The following is an 18618-nucleotide window of genomic DNA, read 5'->3' on the forward strand; positions in this document are numbered from 1 at the left end:
TGACGCCGGATCGGCTGCCGTTATGACACCCGAAACTTCATACTAGTCTCCAGCCACCTGTACTGCGTCCTGCAAGCCTATCCTGAGCAATCCCAGCCGGAAGCCACAGATACGGTGGCAGTGAGTGCGCCTTGGCATTATTCCGACCACGTTTCGACCGACGGCTCGTGGTTGCCTGCGTTGGTGAACCTGAAGCATCGCCACTGGGCGAAATAGCTCAATTTGCTGTCAACGCCGTACCAGAGTCCGCAGGAGTTTCAGTGCCACGGAGATCGAGGCCAGGTCCACTTGCCCTGGGCCTGTGACCTCAGCGAACGTGTCTTTGATCCATGCCAACTGTTCCTGGTGGCCGCGCTCCCACTCGACGATGCGCTCCACGCTGTCGGTACCTGCGAAGTCACGGTTTTGGGTTGTCCGCATGACGGTAGCGGTCATGTCTGCCACGGCGGAGTAGACATCATCGCGCAGGGCTGCCCGGGCCAGGGCCTCCCATCGATTCTGCCGGGGCAGGTTAGTGATTCGCAGCAGCAGACCCAACGCGCCGATCCTGTGGAACACGGCCCAATACAGATCGGCGATCGTAGGGATAGGTTCGTCCACCAGTTCCGAAATCACGGAGATGTCCAGAAGCGCGAAACTTTCGAGCATGTCTGACGCGCGCTTCGCCAGATCCCCCGGCAGGCCGGCCTCGTCCCAACGCGCGAGCCGATCCAGCGTGAGGTCACGATCGGAGGCGCGCATAAAATCCAGTGTTTTGCTCCTGAGAAGCCCAAACGTGGGCATGATCCTGTCCAAGGCCTCGGCGATGGGCAGGTCCCGGTGGTCGTGCGTCACGTACCATCGGGTTGCCCGGTCGAGAAGCCTGCGCATGTACAGCGCCACCTCTGCGGCGTGTTCACCGGGAAAATCCGGGGGAAGAGCGGCCAATCTACCGATTACCCAGGGCAGGTCATATGCCTCCCGCATCACAACAAAGGCCTTGGCGACGGCCGCGGCAGTTGCGGTGGTTTCCTCGATGGCACGGAAGACGAAGGTAGCGCCGCCCGTGTTGATCATGTCGTTCGCCACGACTGTGCATACGATTTGGCGCCGCAGCGGGTGTGCCTCCAGCTCGTCTCCAAAGCGATCGGAGAGCTGCCGCGGAAAGTACTCTCGGAAGGTGCGGCGGAACCACGGATCTTCGGCAAGGTCGCTGTTGGTGAGTTCCGTGGCGAGTGAGATCTTGGCGTACGCGGCCAATACCGACAACTCCGGGGCGGTGAGTCCTTGCCCGGACTGCAGCCGCTCCTGGAGCTGAGCGGTGCTCGGCAGGCCCTCCAGATCGCGGTCCATGTCCGTGGCGTTCTCGAGCCAGTCCATGGTCCGCTCGAATCCCGGGCTCCATTCCGTTACCAAGTGCCGGTCGTTGAAGAGCAACACGTTCTGGTTCACGTTGTTGGCAAGGACAAGACGTGCCACTTCGTCCGTGAGCGAATGCAGGAAGCTGGCGCGTTCAGCTGCGGACATCCTTCCAGCGGCGATCATCCGGTCCACGAAGATCTTGATGTTGACCTCATGGTCGGAGCAGTCCACGCCGGCTGAGTTGTCTATCGCATCAGTGTTCAGCAAGACCCCGTTCAGGGCTGCTTCAATCCGTCCGAGCTGTGTGATGCCCAGGTTCCCGCCTTCGGCAATGATCTTCGCATGGATCGCGTTGCCGTTAACCCTGATGGGGTCGTTCGCCTTGTCGCCCACTTCGGCATTGCTCTCTGATGAGGCTTTGATGTAGGTTCCGATGCCACCGTTGTAAAGAAGGTCCACGGGCGCCCGGAGAATGGCTTGAAGGAGCGCATGGGGAGGCAGTGATGATGTTTCTGGGTCCAGGCCGAGGCAGTTCCGCACCTGTTCGGTGAGATTGATGGACTTGGATAAGCGGGAGTGGACGCCACCTCCCGCGCTGATCAGCGCGGGGTCGTAGTCCTGCCAGGAAGAGCGGGGCAGGGCAAAGAGCCGACGGCGTTCGTCGAAGGATGCCTTCGCGTCGGGGGTCGGGTCAAGGAAGATGTGCCGGTGGTCGAATGCGGCCACCAAGCGGATGTGGCGGGATTGAAGCATCCCGTTCCCAAAGACGTCCCCGCTCATGTCGCCGATGCCCGCAACAGTAAAGCCCTCCGCCTGGCAGTCCACCCCGAGTTCATGAAAATGGTGCTTCACAGACTCCCATACCCCTCGGGCAGTGATCCCCATTTGCTTGTGGTCATAGCCCACGGAGCCGCCGGACGCGAAGGCGTCGCCAAGCCAGAAGCCGTACTCCTGTGCCACGGTGTTCGCGGCATCGGAAAATGACGCGGTTCCCTTGTCCGCCGCCACCACAAGGTAGTAATCGTCGACGTCGTGACGCACCACCCGTTCGGGAGGCACCACGGTTTCGCCGTGCGCGGTAGTGACCAGGTTGTCGGTAACGTCCAGCAGTCCGCGGATGAAAATCCGGTAACACTCCAGGCCCTCAGTGACCCAGGCTTCGCGGTTCAAGGCCGGGTCCGGCAACCGTTTGGGATAGAAACCGCCTTTGGCGCCGGTGGGTACGATCACGGAGTTCTTCACATTCTGTGCCTTGACCAGCCCCAGGATTTCGGTCCTGAAGTCCTCGCTTCGGTCCGACCAGCGCAGTCCTCCCCGGGCCAAGGGGCCGAAGCGCAGGTGCACCCCTTCAATACGCAGCGAGTAGACCCAGATCTCGTATTTGGGTCGCGGAAACGGCGCGATCACGATTGCGGCCGTATTCAGTTTGAAGCTCAGGTAGGGCTTGCCCTGAAAGTAGTTCGTGCGGAGCGTGGATTCCACCAGATTCATCAGGGTGCGCAGCAGCCGGTCGGCGTCGAGGACGGGAATGTCCTCGATCGCCGCGAGCAGTTCCTTCCGGGCCGCTTCAGTGTCCCGGAACCGGCCGGAAACGTCCAGGGCCGGATCGAACTTCGTCTTGAAGAGAGCCAGGAGCGCGTGTGTGGCCCGGACATTCGACAGCAGCGTTTCCGCCACGAAGCCGTATGAGTTGGTGGTCCCCAACTGCTGGAGATACTTGGCATAGCTGCGCAGGATCGACGCTTGGCGCCACTCGATGCCCTCTCGGAGTACCAAGCCATCAAAACGGTCCGATTCCGTGTCCCCGCGCACGGCAGCGCAAAACGCGTCCGCCAGTAGGTCGCTGGTCGCCTCCGGGTCCACACCCTCCGGATACTTCACGGCGAGGTCGTATAGGAAAAGACCTTGGTGAGCTCCGCGCTGGATCTCAAATGGACGTTGGTCCAAGACCTCGAGCCCGAGATTGTGAAGGAAAGGCAGGATCTGGGTGAGGCTTTGGGGTTTGGTCAGGTAAAGTCGGATCCGGGCATCTTCGCCGCCCTGGGCGGACGTTTCAGGGGGCACATATACCGTGAGCAGCGGATCGTCGGAGACTCTGCCGCGCGTGCCGTCCAAGTCGAGGGTCTCGAACCTGATGATGTCTTGGATGGCTGCCCCCGCCTCGTAAACCACGCGATAGCTTGGCGGAAATGCGTCCGACCATAGCCGCGAGAGCCGAGCAGCCTCTGTCCCGGGGAATTGTTCCCGGATGACGTCGTCGAGGCCGTCCGTCCACGAGCGGGTCGCTGATATCAGGCGCCGCTCCAGTTGGGAGGGGTCGACGTAGGCAGTGCCGGCTGCCCCGGCCCCCGACAAGGAACCACCTAATCGGACCCGAAAGAACACCCGGGCCATGGAGGACGCGGTCAGACGGACCTCGAATTCGACGGACTTCGCCCTGAAGGCCTGTTTGAGCTCTTGCTCCATCAGCTGCCGGACGCCCGTGCTGTAGCGGTGGCGCGGGAAGAAGACCAGGACCGAGACGAACCTGCCAAAACTGTCGGGCCGGAGGAACAAGCGTGTGCGCTGGAGCTCCTCTGCGCGGAGGATCTCGTCGGCCAGCCGTGCGAGATCATCGGCCTCGATATGAAACAGCTCATTCCGGGGAAATGATTCCAGAATGGCTAATACTTCCTGGCCTCGGTGGGACCGGGCCGTGAGTCCAAGCCGTTTCGTAACGGCCTGGACCTTTTCGCGGATAACCGGAATCCGGCGGATGGACTGCTGTGCGGCACCGGGGGTGAACAGCCCTACGAATCGCCGTTCCCCGGTGACGTTGCCCGTCCTGTCGAATTCCGGCAGACGCAACTCGTCAAGATAAGACCCTCGCAGGACAGTTGACCGTATCTCAGAGGTGGCAACCTCGAGTGTCGGGAGCCCAGGAATCCGGGCAAGCCTCTGCTCCTGCCCGGCAACGTCCCTCTCCAGCCGCCTCAGCAGACCCAGCGAAGAACCCTGCCGCCCAGACAGCAACTCCTGGCCACCCGCCGTCGTGCGTTCTAATTCGGTGTACCCGAGGAACAAGAAGTTGCCGTCGTCGAGCCAAAGGAGCAACTGACGTACCTGTTCCAGCGGCGGAGCAACAGCCTGCGGGAATCCGTCCACCGCGACGATGGCCTCGGAGACCTTGCCGTGGATGGCAGCAGCATCCTCCGCGACAACGCGGACATCGCCCAAGACCCGTTGCAGGCGTTCCGTGAGCTCGCTGATGGCTGCCTCACCCGCAAGCTTGCCAATTTCCGCTGCGACCCAGGTCTCGGACATTCCGCGGGCCGGCAGCACATACTCTGCCAGGAGGCCTTCTTTGGAAGGGCCGGGACGGACATCCAGCAGCGTGTGAGTGTTTGGATCGCGAACCACCTGGAAAGTCGGATGCACCAGCAGCCGGATCGAGGCGTCTTCACGGGTGAGCGCAGCCGTTACGGACCGGACCAGGAATGGCATATCCTCTGCAACCACTGCAACAATGCTCGCGTCCAGCTCGTTCAGGATGCCGACGGCGGCCTGGCCGGGCGCCCGCGACGACGCCACCGAGAGATGGTGCACGGCTCTGGCCCGGAGCGTCTCTGCGCTGTAGTTCTGCACGTCCTCCGTGCGCACATGAGCGTAGTATCCAGCCAGGAAATGCCCGTCAGGTTTGACGCGGTCGGTGGCAGCAGCATGCTCTGCGCGGTCTGATTTGTGTGCCATGCCAATGCGCCTCCACAACGCGGGGTGTATTGCACACTGCGGTCGATGGTCTCGGCCCCGTGCATGTTTTCATCATCGCTGCCGCCCGGAAACACGTCCAGAGCCAGCGCGCCTCTGGCCTTGCCGGCAGGTCCCCTACGTTGATGTAGTGCACTTTCCGGGGGCATGATCCAAAATCTCCGATGACCGTCATTCACAAGCCCGCCGGCGCGGCAGTGTTCCCCAACCCACGCCCCGGAATCACGATTGTTGTTGATGGACGGCGCATCACGGCGTTTCAAGGAGAGACTCCTGCCGTGGGTTCGTCCAGGAAGTCGAGCCACACCGAGAGATCGGGCCCGCTTGTAGCGGCGCGCTCGAAACCAAATTCGCGGCGGGGGCCGCTTCGTTGAAGGTTTCGGACGCGGCGGACGCGGGCTGCTTCGATGGCATGGTCGACGTTGGGGCTTGAAACGGGCTTCCTCGCAAACGGAACCAGGGCCGTTCTCTTGGCCATGGAAAACTCGCTGGCACGACCGGTTGAGTGGGGGTGCCAAAGGTTGCTGAAAGTCCGGTGGAAGGATCGTACAACTTCCACAAAGTCGTACTTAGTGTGTGGGGATGCCGACGGACATGTGCCTCGTGGTCACTGAAAATCCAGACGACCCCTGTACGCGGTGTTTTTGTTGGTGTTCCAGCCGGCGATGATGCCTGCTCCGAGCATGTGGTCGGTGAGCCTGGCGAAGCGATAGCCGGGGTCCGTGTCGAGGGCGAGTTGGAGGTATTGATGGGCTTTGGATCCTCGGCCTTGCCACCAGTTGATGTAGCCGATGGTGGTGAGGATGGGTGCTGCGTGTGGTGGGCTGGTCCGGGTGTAGGCGTGGACGAGCAGTTGCTGTGCCCACTCGACGCGTGACCACTGAGGTGCGGTGTGGGTCTGGGCGAAGAGGATGTGTTGTGGTGGTTCGTCGATGCCGGGAATGTCGGCCATGAGTTGGTCGCGGATGTGCGGGAACTGGAAGTACGCGATCAGGGTGATGGTGGCTTCGTCGGTAGGGTAGTCGGTGCTGTCCAGCATGGTTGTCCATAGTTCGTGGGCTTGCCGGACTGCGTCCTCGGGGTGTAGCGCTCTGATGGTTGCCATGTGGTTTTCGACGGCGGTTGCTTTGTCCGCTTCATGTGTTGGCGGTGGCAGGGTGACTTTGTTGGTGGGTTCGATGGTACTGCCGCGGTAGATGAATTCGGCGTTGACTTGGCTGTATTCGGTGCTGCTGAGGGGCAGGGTGATGTCTTGGCCGGGTTCGGTGTCGTAGGGGGAGTAGGTGTCATCCCCGACGAAGATGCCGTCGCGGATGGTGATCCGGTTTTCTGCGAGGACGCCGGTGAGCGCGGCGATGGTTGCGGCGTGGGGTTTGGGTTGTCCGGGTTCGCTGTGTTCTGTGGTGTAGAGGGCGAAGACCATGCTGGTGGCTTTGGTGTCGTTGGTGAGGTAGCTGGCGACGGTCTTGGCGAAGAGTCGTTCCTGGCCTGGTTGTCGGGGGAGGTCGATGCGGAGGGTGGCGCCGACTTTGTTGTTGTCCAGGGTGATGCAGACGAGGCTTTCGTGTGGCCAGAAGCCGAGGGTGTGGCCGATGAAGCTGAGCAGGTCTGCCGGGTCTTTGATGGTGAGCGAATTCATTGTCTATTTCCTTTGTGCGTAGGTTGTGTCTTTCGTCTTTGGGCCGTTCTGTTAGGGGACCATTGCGTTGGTAAGGGCTTGAGCGCAATTTGGGGACCGGGGCAGGGGCGAAAAGTTCGGAAGGAGATAAGCGACGCAGGAGCGCCTAGCGAAGTTTCCGGATCGGTCTTGGCGCGTCAGCGCCCGGGTTGCGCGGAGGCCCGTCCAGCGATGATCGGGATATCAGAATGACAAACAGCGTTGTTGCTTCTGGCTATTCATGGGCAGGCCGATGTGCAGCGCCATGACGTGAGTTGCGTATTCTTCGGCGTGTGCCATCGCTTGGCGGGATCGCTGCGCCGGATGGACCTAGTGACTGCTTCCAGTCCCGACATATGCGCCGTTATCGGCATTCTGTCTGTCGGAGGATTTCTCAGCCATTGCGCAGGCCGCTGACTAGGGAGTGTCCTGTAAGTCAGCGTAGCCACAGCACGATGCTGGCGATTGTTAGTTCCGAGGCGTAGTACGCTGCCCGTTTTGCGTACCGGGTGGACAGGTCGCGGAATTGTTTGAACCGGTTGAAACACCGTTCGACCACGTTGCGTCCTTGGTAGGACTGGGTGTCGAAGGCTCGTGGTCGGCCGCCGGCGGAGCCTTTGGACTTGCGGTGCTTCTTCTGGTCTTCGCGTTCGGGGCAGGTGTACTTGATGCCTTTGCGGCGCATCGCGTCCCGGGTGCTTGGATGGGAGTAGGCCTTGTCGGTACGTACCTCGTCCGGCGGGTGCGTGGACGGCCCGGACCGGGCTTGTTGACGCTGATCTGCTCAAGGACCGGCAGCAGTTGCGGGCTGTCCCCGGCTTGTCCTTCGGTGAGGATCACGCTGACGGGCAGCCCGCGGCCTTCGACGCCGAGATGGATTTTGGTGCTCAGTCCTCCGCGTGAGCGTCCGATGCATTCCCCGGCGATGGCGATGGCTTCGATGGCTTCGCTGCAGCCCCTTTTTTTCGGGCGCCAGCGGCATGCTGGTGCGCCCGGAGCACGGAGGAATCCACGGATACTACCCAGTCCACGTCTCCGACGGCATCGTCCCGGGTGACTACGTGGTCCAGGATCTTTGCCCACGTCCCGTCCAGGGTCCAGACGCGCAGACGATCATGACAGCAGGTTTTCTAAGGACCATAGCGTTCAGGGACATCGCGCCACGGGGCACCGGTGCGTAGCTTCCAGAGAATCCCGTTGATGACCTGTCTGTGGTCACGCCAGCGCCGTCCGCCGCCATCCCTTGGCAGCAGGGGTTCGATCACTTTCCATGCGTCGTTGGTCGATTCTCCGCGTCTTGGCATGACTCCAGGATTAACAGCTTTCGAACGGGATCAAAAAGCCGCCGCACCAGCCACGAGACCACTTACAGGACAGACCCTAGACCACCTCGATGAAGCGGGTCAGCCCCCGGGGCAACCTCGAGTATTCCCGGGCAGCGATCGAGAATGACTGCTCGGGCATTTGACTGCCATGCGGTGGCTGTGGCCCTGCTATCGAAAACCATCCCGCCAATTCCGGCAGGGCTGCCGGAAACTTACCGGGTGGATTTTGTTGGCACTTCATAGCGCCATCCGGGCCTTTGCTTGAGGGGGCCTGTTGCTGTGGTTTTGTCTGGTTCAGACTCAGGCTGTGTCCCGCCAGCGCCAGCTAAAGTACCGTCAGGGGATGCGATGAACCGCATGAGCGTGTCCATGAGGTGGAGTGTTTCTCTTTCGGGGTCCAGGAGGAACTGGATCCGAAGACCGTCCACCATGGCCATCACCATGGTGACTTTGTCGTCAGCACTCAGTTCTTGGCTGTCTTCGGTGGTGGCCAGTTTCTTGCTGGTGAAGTGCTCCCGCATCTTTGCTCGCCGGGATATGAAGAAGTCGTGCGCAGGGTGGTTGTGGTTGGTGGCGGCGATGGTGATGGCGAGCCAGTTCCGAAGGTGCTCGGGGTGTGCGAACTCTTCTTGGAGGATGCTGCTCAGGACCTTCTCGCGGGGGATCTTTGTTTCCATGATGCGGTTGGCGAGTTCGGCGTCGTCGAGGTCTCTTTGGGCCAGGGCGGCCAGCAGAAGGTCATCTTTGGTGGCGAAGTGGCGGAGCAGGGCGGCGTGGGTGACGTTGGCGCGTGCGGCAATGTCCCGGAGGCTGGCGCGTTCATAGCCGTGTTCAGCAAAGCTGGCCGAGGCGGCCTTGACTATTTCCGCGCGCCTGGCAGGGGTGGTGGCGTAGGGGCCGCGGCGGCGGGATGCTGGTTTGGAGGATGCTTGTTCGGTAGTTGTGGTCACTGCGCCAAACCTTCTTTCCAAAGCTGCGGGTAATTTCGACGGAGGGTCTTGTCAATTGTAACCATCGTGGATACTATTCACGAATAGTAACCACAGTGGTTACTCTTTACTTGGTTCGACGCCGTCGTCGCAGGGCACGCTGCGGATGCCGACAGCGGGCGACCACATTCTTGAAGGAGTCATTGGTGACTACGAACAATCACGAGGCACCCAGCCTCGCCGGGGGCGTCGCTGCGGCCCAGCCGGTCCCCGGCAACCAGCCTTCAACCACGGATCCGAGCACGCAACTGATGGAGGAGCCACAGGCCCCGGTCAGCAGGAGTTACATCTTCTGGCTGATGCTCGCCAGTTTCGGAGCGTCCATTGCCATGATGGTGCCGCTTTCTTACGGCATCGCTGTCAGGATCACCGAACTCGCCCCCGGCCAGGAGCAAGTGCTGGGTTTCATCACCGGCATAGCCCAGTTGGTTTACTTGATCATCAGCCCGATTGTTGGGATTTGGAGCGACCGGACCAGGTCACGGTTCGGACGCCGCGGTCCCTTCATCTTCCTTGGCACAGCCATCGGTTTGGCCGGCCTGGTGGTCATGGGCCTGGCTCCAAACCTTCTCCTCGTGGGAGCCGGGTGGATCCTTGGCATGTCCGGATGGTCGATTTCGGGCGCCGCTATACAGAACCTGATGGCGGACAAACTGCCGGAAGGCCAGCGCGGACGGGTTTCAGCCCTGACAGGCCTCATGACTCAGATTGCCCCCGTTCTGGGCATTGGTGTTGCCTACGCTGTCTCCTCAAACACGCTTTTGGTCTTCGTGGTCCCGGGAGTGATCGGTGCTGTGCTCCTGGCACTGTTCCCGCTCATCAAACCGGAGGGAAGTTCCAAGAACATCGTGGTTGATTCGCAGGTGACGTTCCGCTCGGTGGTTGCCAGCTATGGTTTCAGCGTCCGGAAGTACCCCGATTTCGCGTGGAACTGGTTGGGCCGTTTCGTCTTCTTCATGGGCCTGTACTTCAACACCACGTTCGGAACGTTCTTCTACGCACAGCGCCTTGGACTCCCCGTTCGCGAGGTCGCCGGAGTTGTCGCCACGATCGGCATGCTGGGTGTGGTGGCGGCGGCAGCGGGTGCCCTGCTGGGTGGCTTCCTCTCGGACAAGCTCAGGCGGCGCAGACTGTTTGTCATGATTGCGGCCTTGCTTTTCGTGGCAGGGGCCTTAGCCGAGGCATTCGCGTGGTCGCTCCCTCAGCTGATCATCGGTGCTGTCCTCATGCAGACGGCCATCGCGGTGTTCGCCACTGTTGACCAAGCGATCATCTTCGCCATCCTGCCCAACCGCACGGAAACTGCACGCTACATGGCGGTAGTGGCCTTCGCCCAGAAGATCCCCAGCGCAGTGGCACCCCTGATTGCATCCGTCATCATCACCATCGGCATTACAGGAACGGACAAGAACTACACCTTCCTCTATCTGTCCGGCGCTGTCCTGGCCCTCCTTGGCGGCTCCGTCATCGCCCTCAAGGTCAAGTCCGTCCGCTGAAGGACGCCCCGATCGAATCAGCACGAAGAAAGTAGAACAAACCACCATGGACCACATGCCATACGGGCTCACCGTCGACAGCGGCGGGGATCAGTTTCCCGTCACGGGTCCGGCCCCGCGATTGTCGTGGAAAGTCGGCGCCGGGATCCCGGCAAGTGCCTTCGAGCTGGAGGCGATGGTCGACGGCGTGGCGCAGCCGCTTGCGACGACCACCAGTCACCTTTTTGTTCCCTGGCTCTGGGCGGAGCTGCGCAGCAGGCAGCGGGTCACCTGGCGTGTCCGCATCGCACAGACAGAGGCGGATTGGTCTGCGTGGTCCACTTTTGAAGCGGGCCTTTTCGACGCCGACTGGACAGCCTCGTGGATTTCACCAGTTGAGGAGGAGGCCAAGCCTTACGGCCAGCGGCCCGCCCACATTCTTGCGACTGACTTTGATCTGGGGGACCTGAACGGCACCCTTGAGGTGACCTCGGCTCGTCTGTACGCCACAGCACTCGGTGTTTACACTGCCGTGATCAACGGCAAACGGGCCGGTACAGCGGAACTGTCCCCCGGGTCGACGTCGTACGACCGTACTCTCTACGCCCAAGCCTCTGACGTGACGTCGCTGGTTCGGACGGGCCGGAACCGCATGGAGATCGAACTGTCGGACGGTTGGTACCGGGGACAGGTAGGAGCTTTCCGGCACCCTGCTCAATGGGGAACTCAGCTTGGTGCCCGGGCTGAACTACACCTTGAATTCGCCGATGGTTCCCACCGGGTTATTGGCACCGACGGCACGTGGACCACCGCACCGTCAGCCACGAACCGCGCGGATCTCATGGAGGGGCAAACGGTCGACTTCACGGTTCGTTCCGCGGCTCCGTTGGCGGTTTTGGTGGACGAAGTGAGCGCACCGGGAATCGAATGGTCACCCGCCCCGCCGGTCCGGGTGATCGCATCACGGCCAGCCGAGAGTCTGCGTGAACTGCGGCCGGGTGTCTGGATCGCCGACTTTGGCCAGAATGCTTCCGGCTGGATCCGGCTCGAAGATCTTGGAACTGCTGGCACGTGCACCGTCATTGAATACGGCGAGCACCTGGGCCCAGACGGCGACCTGTCAACCTCCCACCTTGATTCACACCGACCAGGTGAACCCGCCCGGATCTTCTCGCAACGGGACGAAGTCACAGCAGGGGAGAGCGCTGGTGTCTTTGAACCACGGCACACCGTCCACGGATTCCAGTACGCCCGCATCACCCGCGATGCGACAGCCATGGACCCGGCCCCGTTGGATCATGCCGGCGTCACCATGCAGGTGGTCCACAGTGACCTGCCACGAACCGGTGAATTCACCTGCAGCGACGAGGACCTGAACGCCCTACACCGAATCGGGGAGTGGAGCTTCCTCGGTAACGCGGTGGACGTCCCCACGGATTGCCCCACCCGTGAGCGCCTGGCGTGGACCGGCGACTACCAGGTCTTCATTTCCACGGCTACCCGGCTGCGTGACGTGTTGGGGTTCAGCCGTAAATGGTTGAGGTCTGTGCGTGACGACCAACTCGAGGACGGGCGCATCGCGAACTTCTCTCCCGATGGCCGCAGGATCAAGAACCACCTGGACGACCAGTTCGCCATGATGACCGGTTCGGCCGGTTGGGGAGATGCAATCGTCGCCGTTCCGTGGGAGCTTTACGAGGCCTATGGGGATGAAGCGGTCCTGGCCGAAAACTGGGACGCCATGGTCCGCTGGGTGCAGTGGGCCCTGGAGATGGCACAGACGTCCCGACACCACGAACGTGTGAAAGCATCAACCACCCCCGAGCCTTACGAGCAGTACCTGTGGGACGGAACCTTCCACTGGGGTGAATGGACCGAACCCAAAAAGCGCGACGAAGAAGGGCGCCTGATCGACCCCGTCCAGGACAACCCAATGGCCTGGTTCATGGAAGACAAGGGAGAGGTTGGGACCGCCTACATGTACCGGTCGGCCGCGACTCTTGGGCGCATCGCTGATGTTCTGGGACAGCCTGAAGACGCAGCAAAGTACACCAACATCGCCGAGTCAATCCGTGATGCCTGGCGCCTGGCGTATCTCCGAGAGGACGGAACCACGGCGGCCGACACCCAGGCCAGCTATGTCAGGGCCTTGTCCTTCGGACTGCTCCCACAGGACTTGCGCGAGCAAGCCGCAGACCGGCTGGTTGAGCTGATCCGCTCGGCGGGAACCCACCTTGGAACGGGCTTCCTATCCACAGGCGATCTGCTACCCGTCCTCATTGAAGCGGGACGATCCGATGTCGCCCATGAGCTCCTTTTCCAGCGCACAGCGCCGTCCTGGCTATCCATGGTGGACAAAGGCGCAACAACCATCTGGGAGTCATGGGAAGGGATCGACGAGCACGGACATGCGCACGATTCCCTCAACCACTACAGCAAAGCCACAGTCCTCAGGTTCCTGCATGAACACATCCTGGGACTGAGGCAGGCAACAGGATCCATTGCTTGGCGCTCCATAGTGATCGCTCCAACTCTGGCCCCGGGTATCACCTGGGCGAAGGGAACGCACGAATCCCCACACGGCACCATCCGTGTCCACTGGCAGCTCGACGGCGACACCCTGCGGATCGACGCCGACATCCCGGCCGAAACAGAAGCGTGCATCATCTTCCCGGACGGCTCCGGGCACCTTGCAGGACCAGGCCGTTTCCGCGCCATCGCACCCGAGTCCATGCGCGAACCGGAAGCTGTTCCGGCGAACTGACCCGGCACTTTGAAACCACACCAAACTTACTGAATTAACGAAAGAAGGGAACACCCATGACCACTTTCCCCGCCGACTTTCTCTGGGGCGCGGCAACCGCCGGGCATCAAATCGAAGGCAACAACGTCAACAGCGACTGGTGGGCACGCGAACTGACCATGCCAGGCATGGAACTCTCCGGAGACGCATGTGACAGCTACCACCGCTACCATGAAGACATCGACCTCCTGGCCGACGCCGGCCTGACATCCTACCGGTTCAGCCTCGAATGGTCCCGCATCGAACCCACGCCCGGTGCCTTCTCCAAGGCCGAACTCGCCCACTACCGCCGCATGATCGAGCACTGCTTCGCCCGGAACGTTACCCCGGTGGTCACTCTGCAGCACTTCACCACTCCGCAGTGGTTCGCCGACGACGGCGGCTGGTTGGCTCCGGACGCTTCGGAAAAGTTCCAGCGGTACGTCACAGAGGCGACCACCATCCTGGACGGCGTGGACTGGGTGGTGACCATGAATGAACCCAATATGCAGGCGGCGATCATGACGGCCATGCGCCGGATGCAACTGGCCGAGGGCGGCCAGTGGCAAAGTCCCACCGTCGAGGGAACCGAAGAGACTAAACAAACGCACAGCGACTTCCTCACCTACGCAGATCCGGAGATCGGGCGGGCGTTCACTGCCATCCACCATGCTGCCCGGGACATCGTGCGCGCCCGTACCCGGGCGAAAGTCGGCTGGACCATCGCCGCTGGTGCGCTCACCGCCGCTCCGGGAGGGGAAGAGAAGCTCCTTGAGATCCGCTACGGCAAGGAAGACGTCTACTGGGAAGGCAGCCGCGGTGATGACTTCGTTGGCGTGCAGGCCTACTCAAGCCAGGAAGTGGATGCGAATGGCCTGGTGCCGCACCCGGCCCGCCCGGACAACACCCTGGTTGGCACTTCGTATCGGCCGGATGCCCTTGGCATGGCAGTGCGGCACGCATGGGCGGTAACCGGAGGAGTCTCGGTGATGGTCACGGAGAATGGCATCGCCACGGCCGATGACAACCAGCGCATCCGCTACACCACGGAGGCCCTTCAGAGTCTGCAAAACGCTATGACTGACGGGATCGATGTGCGTGGCTATCTCCATTGGTCCCTGTTGGACAACTTCGAGTGGGGCCACTGGGAACCAACCTTTGGCCTGATCGCCGTCGACAGGGAAACCTTCACACGCACACCCAAACCGAGCCTCGCATGGCTGGGAAGCGTTGCCCAAGCCAATCAGCTTGATGCGGCGGTGGCTGTATGAGCACGGCCTTCGCCGACGCTTCCCTCACCCCTGTCCGGGACCTGCTTTCCCTGACCGGCCGCAAGGCTGTCATCACCGGTGCCGCCCAGGGACTGGGCAAAGCCATCGCGTTGCGCTTGGCGGAAGCCGGGGCGGATGTCGTCCTCGCAGACATCGACGGCGAGCGCGCCCTGGAAGCTGCCGCAGAAATTGCTGCTCGGTTCCAGGTGCGATCGCTGGGGGTAGACATGGACGTGGCCGCCTCAGCATCAGTGCGCACAGCCGCTTCTGTTGCGGCAGCTGAGCTCGGAGGCATCGACATCTGGGTCAATAACGCTGGTATCTTTCCCAGTAGGCCGGTCCTGGAAACGCAGGACGAAGAGTGGGAGAAGGTGTTCGCCGTTAATACCAGAGGGGTTTTCAACGGCTCGCGGGAAGCCGCACGCCACATGGCCGGCGGTGGCGTGATCATCAACATCATCTCCACCGCCGGCTTTGAGGGGACAGCCCCGGGCCTTGCCTCCTATGTAGGGTCCAAGCACGCCGTCCGCGGGATGACCAAGCAGATGGCGCTGGAGTTCGCGCCCTTGGGAATCAGGGTGCTGGGAGTAGCCCCCACCTTCGTACCCACCGAGGGCACCATGGCGGCCGCCGCCGCAGTCCACGCCGGGGGAGCTGGTCCGACGTCGGACTCCCGGACTACCGCGGTGATGGCTGGCAGTCTTATGGGACGGCTGGGAACACCGGACGACATTGCACGCGTGGTTTTGTTTTGCGCCAGTGACCTGTCCACCATCATGACTGGCAGCACGCTCCTGGCTGACGCCGGCCAGACCATCTAAGGGCCGTGGACCGGAGGGGAGCGTCCAGAACCCCCAGGTTCGGCGACGCTCCCTTGCTCATTCGCAGTGTTGCGCCGGCTCCGCCGTCTATGATCATATGTGTTCCGGTTACCATTTCGCTTGATTCAAGGCGAGGTAGAGACCCGAAAAGGCGACTGCGAGCAGTTCTCCATGCTTGCCGTCGATCATGCGTTTGATGCCTTCGTCGACGAGTTGCGGCGTGAGCGCGATGACGACGCCCAGCGAGGCAGAATGCGCTTGCGGCAGGGCGCCGGCGCCCAATGTTCCGGCGTCTGAGCCGATATTCTCGATCGCACCAGCGGTGATCAGATGCCGCCAAGCACATTTGGCGCGCAGACCCGATCTAGTTTGTTGTCAATGATGGGCCGCCATTTTCCGCCGCTCCCTTGTGCGAAGAGGTCAAACATAGGCCTGCTGGCGCTGTTAACAGCACGCGGCTACCACGGAGGCTTGGCCTGCGCGGGGACGGCGATGCCTGGTGACAAGCCCGTACCCTCGTTGGAAACGGGATCTGATTGGGCCGCGACCTCAGCGGGCCATGGCCGAATCCAACCCAAACTTTGCCCGACGAGGTCGAGCTTCGTCCATCGATTGCCGTCATCCAGACCGCCTCGTGGCCAACCAGATGGACGGCTTTCATCAACACCGTCGCCACGACGAGGGCCCGAGGGGTGGCCCGAATTTGATCAGGCAGCCGCCGATCGGGTCTGTCACGTTGGCTCTATTAACCACATGTCAAGGGAATCCGGTGCCCCCAAACGGCGTTTTGTCCGCCGATGTGGCGTAAGAGATTGTCAATTCTTTCCAGATCCCAGAACCGTCCTGAAGCTACGGTGTCAAATCTCCTTTGGCCGTAGATCGACGAAGAGTGCGTAGGGGTGCGCAGTATCCGGCTCGCGATTGACGAAGAGCGCGTGGAGCTCGGTGCATGATGTGAACCACGCGTTGGTCCTTTCCCGCACCTCGCGCAGGAACCGCTGAAGCATCCGCGCGCGGCTGGCGACGCCCATGACCTCCGCGTTGACTCGCAAGTGCAATAACGTGCCGTATCTCTCGGCGCCCCGGACCTCGCACCACCAGTTGGCCTCGACTGACTCGAGCGGAGCGATGCGCGCTTGACCGGGTGGGAAGGGCGGGTCGAGGTTGTAGCCGAAGTACTGCAGGTCTTCGAGCTCATAGCGGAACGGGATCTCTATAAGATCGGTCCCGGTGAGGTGGAAGGGCATCTCGTCGGAGGGCAAAGATGAGGACCATGTGAAGCCTGCTCGTTGCATCGCCTCCGGGAACCCGGATGCCCATTCGCCGGCCGGAGTGCGGAACCCAGATGGTGTCTCTTCGATGATTTGCTGGACCGCGGCGCGACCCGACAGCATCTCCTCGATCTGGTCCGCGAGTTCGAGTCGGTCGAAATCCAGGTGCCGGTTTCCGTGCACGCCGATGCCGTGCCCGGCTGCGTGCACCGCTCGCACCACGTCCGGATACCGCCGTGCAATCTCTCCTGGGAAAAACCAGTCCGCCGCGACACCTAGGCCGGTCAGCAGCGCGAGCAGTCGCCGAACGCCGTGCTCGGGTCCGTACAGACCGGCCGAACGCGACTTCATACGGTCGACGTTCGACGCGTCGTCGGCCAGAAGTGGGAGGTCGCCGTCGACGTCGACCGTGAGGACGACGGCGAAGGCACCGTCAGGCCAGATCACGGAGTACCTCAGCCTCGCACTCGGCTGCGACTTCGTCGGCTCGTTGGATGCGCACGTCCGCGCGTCCAACGAGGTGGCCGATGAACTCGTCCATCAGGACAGTGCGGCCGGGCGTGCCGGTACGGACGGTCGCCGCTGCGCATCGAACTCGAGTAGGTATATCCGGCCTCTACGAGGAGCTCGAGCGTCTCGGGCGTAATGTCTCCCGACGGTGCACGGAATCCCGACGCCGGCTGCCCCAGTATGACGATTCGCCGGCAGAGGTCCGGCCAGGTACGAACGACCCATGCAGGGGTGAAAAACGTCGCTTGCACAGCCTTATCGCGAAGCACGTCCAGGATGCGCGGAACTCCGCGATGGGGTCCGGATGCGCCAAACGTGAAGTACCCGGGCCGCCGCCAGATCTCGCCCGAGATCAGAGCCTCATCGGTGGGGCCGTCTAGATCGAAGGCCAAGACGACCCGAGCGGAGGTGAACTCCGTCCGGGTCGTCGCGGTAGTTTCGATCACCCGGTGACCTCGTTGATTACCGGCTTCCGCAGTCCGTCTTTGATGCCGTACTTCGTGAGGATCTTCTCGAGGGTACCGTCGTCGTACATCGATTGAATGGCCTTCTGGACCTCCTCGGCGAGTGGCGTGTTGCCCTTTTTCAGGGCCACCGAAAACGGCTGCTTCAACAGCACGCCGAGAACGATCTCGTACTTGCCCGGCGTCTTCTGGTTGAAGAACGCAATGTTCTCGGCGCCCTGCACTGCAAGCGCCGCCCGGCCCTGTTCGAGCTGTAGCCGCGCCGTCGCCCCCGAGTCAGTGCCCTGGACTTTGATCGCAGGCTTGCCCGCGGACTCGCACACCTTCTTGCTGTGTTCCAGCATGCATCTCATCGATCCCGGGGACCAGAATCGCGCGGAATCCCCGCCTCAACGAAGCGATGATGTCGAACTCGGGGTCGAGGAGCCACTGCAGCTGCAGGCCGTCCCAGAGCCCTACGATCTCTGCCGCGACCTCGCGCGGATCGATCCCGTTGGGGACGCGTCCAGCAGTGATGTCTTCCGTGATTGCCTGCATGATGACGCCCCTGATTCTCTCGTAGCGATCGATGAACCATTGGTGTGCAGGGTGATCGGGCGATGTCGCTTCCGCCCCGAGTACTGCGAGCAGGCGCACGGACCAGCGATGGTTGAGATTGTGTTCGGCCAGCGATACTGCGGAATCGATGAAGCCGACGTTGATCTCGTCGGACTGCACTTGAGCGAGTTCGAGTTCGTCGTTCGCCTCTAGCACCGCAATCAGCAGGTTTTCTTTGGTCGGGAAATGATGTTTCACGCTGGTAAAGCTCAGGTCAAGATGACGGGCGATTTGTCGAAGGGACCCCCCGTGGTACCCGGACTCGGAGAAAATCTCCGCGGCTGCGGCAACGATTTCCGTCTTCCGGCGAGGCGTGTTGGCATAGGGTCCTCGGGGGGACACAGTCTGTGACGCATTCATTCTCCCAG

General features: G+C 61.9%; 12 protein-coding genes and 1 pseudogene. 4 read left to right on the plus strand and 9 right to left on the minus strand.

All coding sequences use genetic code 11. The annotated features are described in order from the left end of the window. Positions 1 to 228: 228 nt before the first annotated feature. The 5 genes and pseudogenes from LDN75_RS09895 to LDN75_RS09915 all read right to left on the minus strand — a co-directional run bounded on the left by LDN75_RS09895 (position 229) and on the right by LDN75_RS09915 (position 9020). On the minus strand, positions 229 to 5070 hold the full coding sequence (locus tag LDN75_RS09895) for an NAD-glutamate dehydrogenase (RefSeq protein ID WP_223937103.1): 4842 nt from the start codon (positions 5068 to 5070) through the stop codon (positions 229 to 231). Positions 5071 to 5347: 277 nt separating this feature from the next. Then, a complete protein-coding gene (locus tag LDN75_RS09900; RefSeq protein WP_223937104.1) occupies positions 5348 to 5566 on the minus strand; it encodes a hypothetical protein in 219 nt (72 codons plus the stop codon). 129 nt (positions 5567 to 5695) lie between these two features. Then, on the minus strand, positions 5696 to 6727 hold the full coding sequence (locus LDN75_RS09905) for a DUF4192 domain-containing protein (RefSeq protein WP_223937105.1): 1032 nt from the start codon (positions 6725 to 6727) through the stop codon (positions 5696 to 5698). 454 nt (positions 6728 to 7181) lie between these two features. Then, a pseudogene (locus LDN75_RS09910) lies at positions 7182 to 8049 on the minus strand (IS5 family transposase). 233 nt (positions 8050 to 8282) lie between these two features. Further along, the gene (locus tag LDN75_RS09915; RefSeq protein WP_223937106.1) at positions 8283 to 9020 is read right to left on the minus strand and encodes a TetR/AcrR family transcriptional regulator; all 738 of its coding nucleotides are present in this window, start codon (positions 9018 to 9020) and stop codon (positions 8283 to 8285) included. Positions 9021 to 9205: 185 nt separating this feature from the next. Here LDN75_RS09915 and LDN75_RS09920 point away from each other — a divergent pair, with 185 nt between their 5' ends. Genes LDN75_RS09920 through LDN75_RS09935 form a run of 4 tightly spaced genes read left to right on the plus strand, consistent with a single transcriptional unit; the run spans position 9206 to position 15408 of the window. Next, the gene (locus tag LDN75_RS09920) at positions 9206 to 10555 is read left to right on the plus strand and encodes an MFS transporter (protein WP_223937107.1); all 1350 of its coding nucleotides are present in this window, start codon (positions 9206 to 9208) and stop codon (positions 10553 to 10555) included. A gap of 46 nt (positions 10556 to 10601) precedes the next feature. Further along, entirely contained in the window at positions 10602 to 13298 is a 2697-nt protein-coding gene (locus LDN75_RS09925; protein WP_223937108.1) for a family 78 glycoside hydrolase catalytic domain, read from the plus strand. A gap of 56 nt (positions 13299 to 13354) precedes the next feature. Continuing rightward, on the plus strand, positions 13355 to 14587 hold the full coding sequence (locus LDN75_RS09930; RefSeq protein ID WP_223937109.1) for a family 1 glycosylhydrolase: 1233 nt from the start codon (positions 13355 to 13357) through the stop codon (positions 14585 to 14587). Further along, positions 14584 to 15408 carry an SDR family oxidoreductase gene (locus LDN75_RS09935; protein WP_223937110.1) on the plus strand — a complete coding sequence of 275 codons (825 nt, stop codon included), beginning with the start codon at positions 14584 to 14586 and terminating at the stop codon, positions 15406 to 15408. Before LDN75_RS09930 ends, LDN75_RS09935 begins: the two co-directional genes overlap by 4 nt. Positions 15409 to 15516: 108 nt before the next feature. On the opposite strand, the gene LDN75_RS09940 is transcribed toward LDN75_RS09935, so the two are convergent. The 4 genes from LDN75_RS09940 to LDN75_RS09955 all read right to left on the minus strand — a co-directional run bounded on the left by LDN75_RS09940 (position 15517) and on the right by LDN75_RS09955 (position 18610). After that, the gene (locus LDN75_RS09940; RefSeq protein ID WP_223937111.1) at positions 15517 to 15690 is read right to left on the minus strand and encodes a hypothetical protein; all 174 of its coding nucleotides are present in this window, start codon (positions 15688 to 15690) and stop codon (positions 15517 to 15519) included. 575 nt (positions 15691 to 16265) lie between these two features. After that, a complete protein-coding gene (locus LDN75_RS09945; protein WP_223937112.1) occupies positions 16266 to 17126 on the minus strand; it encodes a polysaccharide deacetylase family protein in 861 nt (286 codons plus the stop codon). A gap of 505 nt (positions 17127 to 17631) precedes the next feature. Then, complete coding sequence (locus tag LDN75_RS09950) at positions 17632 to 17997, minus strand: transporter substrate-binding domain-containing protein (RefSeq protein WP_223937113.1); 366 nt, start codon at positions 17995 to 17997, stop codon at positions 17632 to 17634. Then, positions 17930 to 18610 (minus strand): TetR/AcrR family transcriptional regulator, encoded by a 681-nt coding sequence (locus LDN75_RS09955; RefSeq protein ID WP_223937114.1) that lies wholly within the window; start codon positions 18608 to 18610, stop codon positions 17930 to 17932. Before LDN75_RS09955 ends, LDN75_RS09950 begins: the two co-directional genes overlap by 68 nt. Positions 18611 to 18618 lie beyond the last annotated feature (8 nt).

This window comes from Arthrobacter sp. StoSoilB5, assembly GCF_019977235.1.
Taxonomy (GTDB): Bacteria; Actinomycetota; Actinomycetes; order Actinomycetales; family Micrococcaceae; genus Arthrobacter.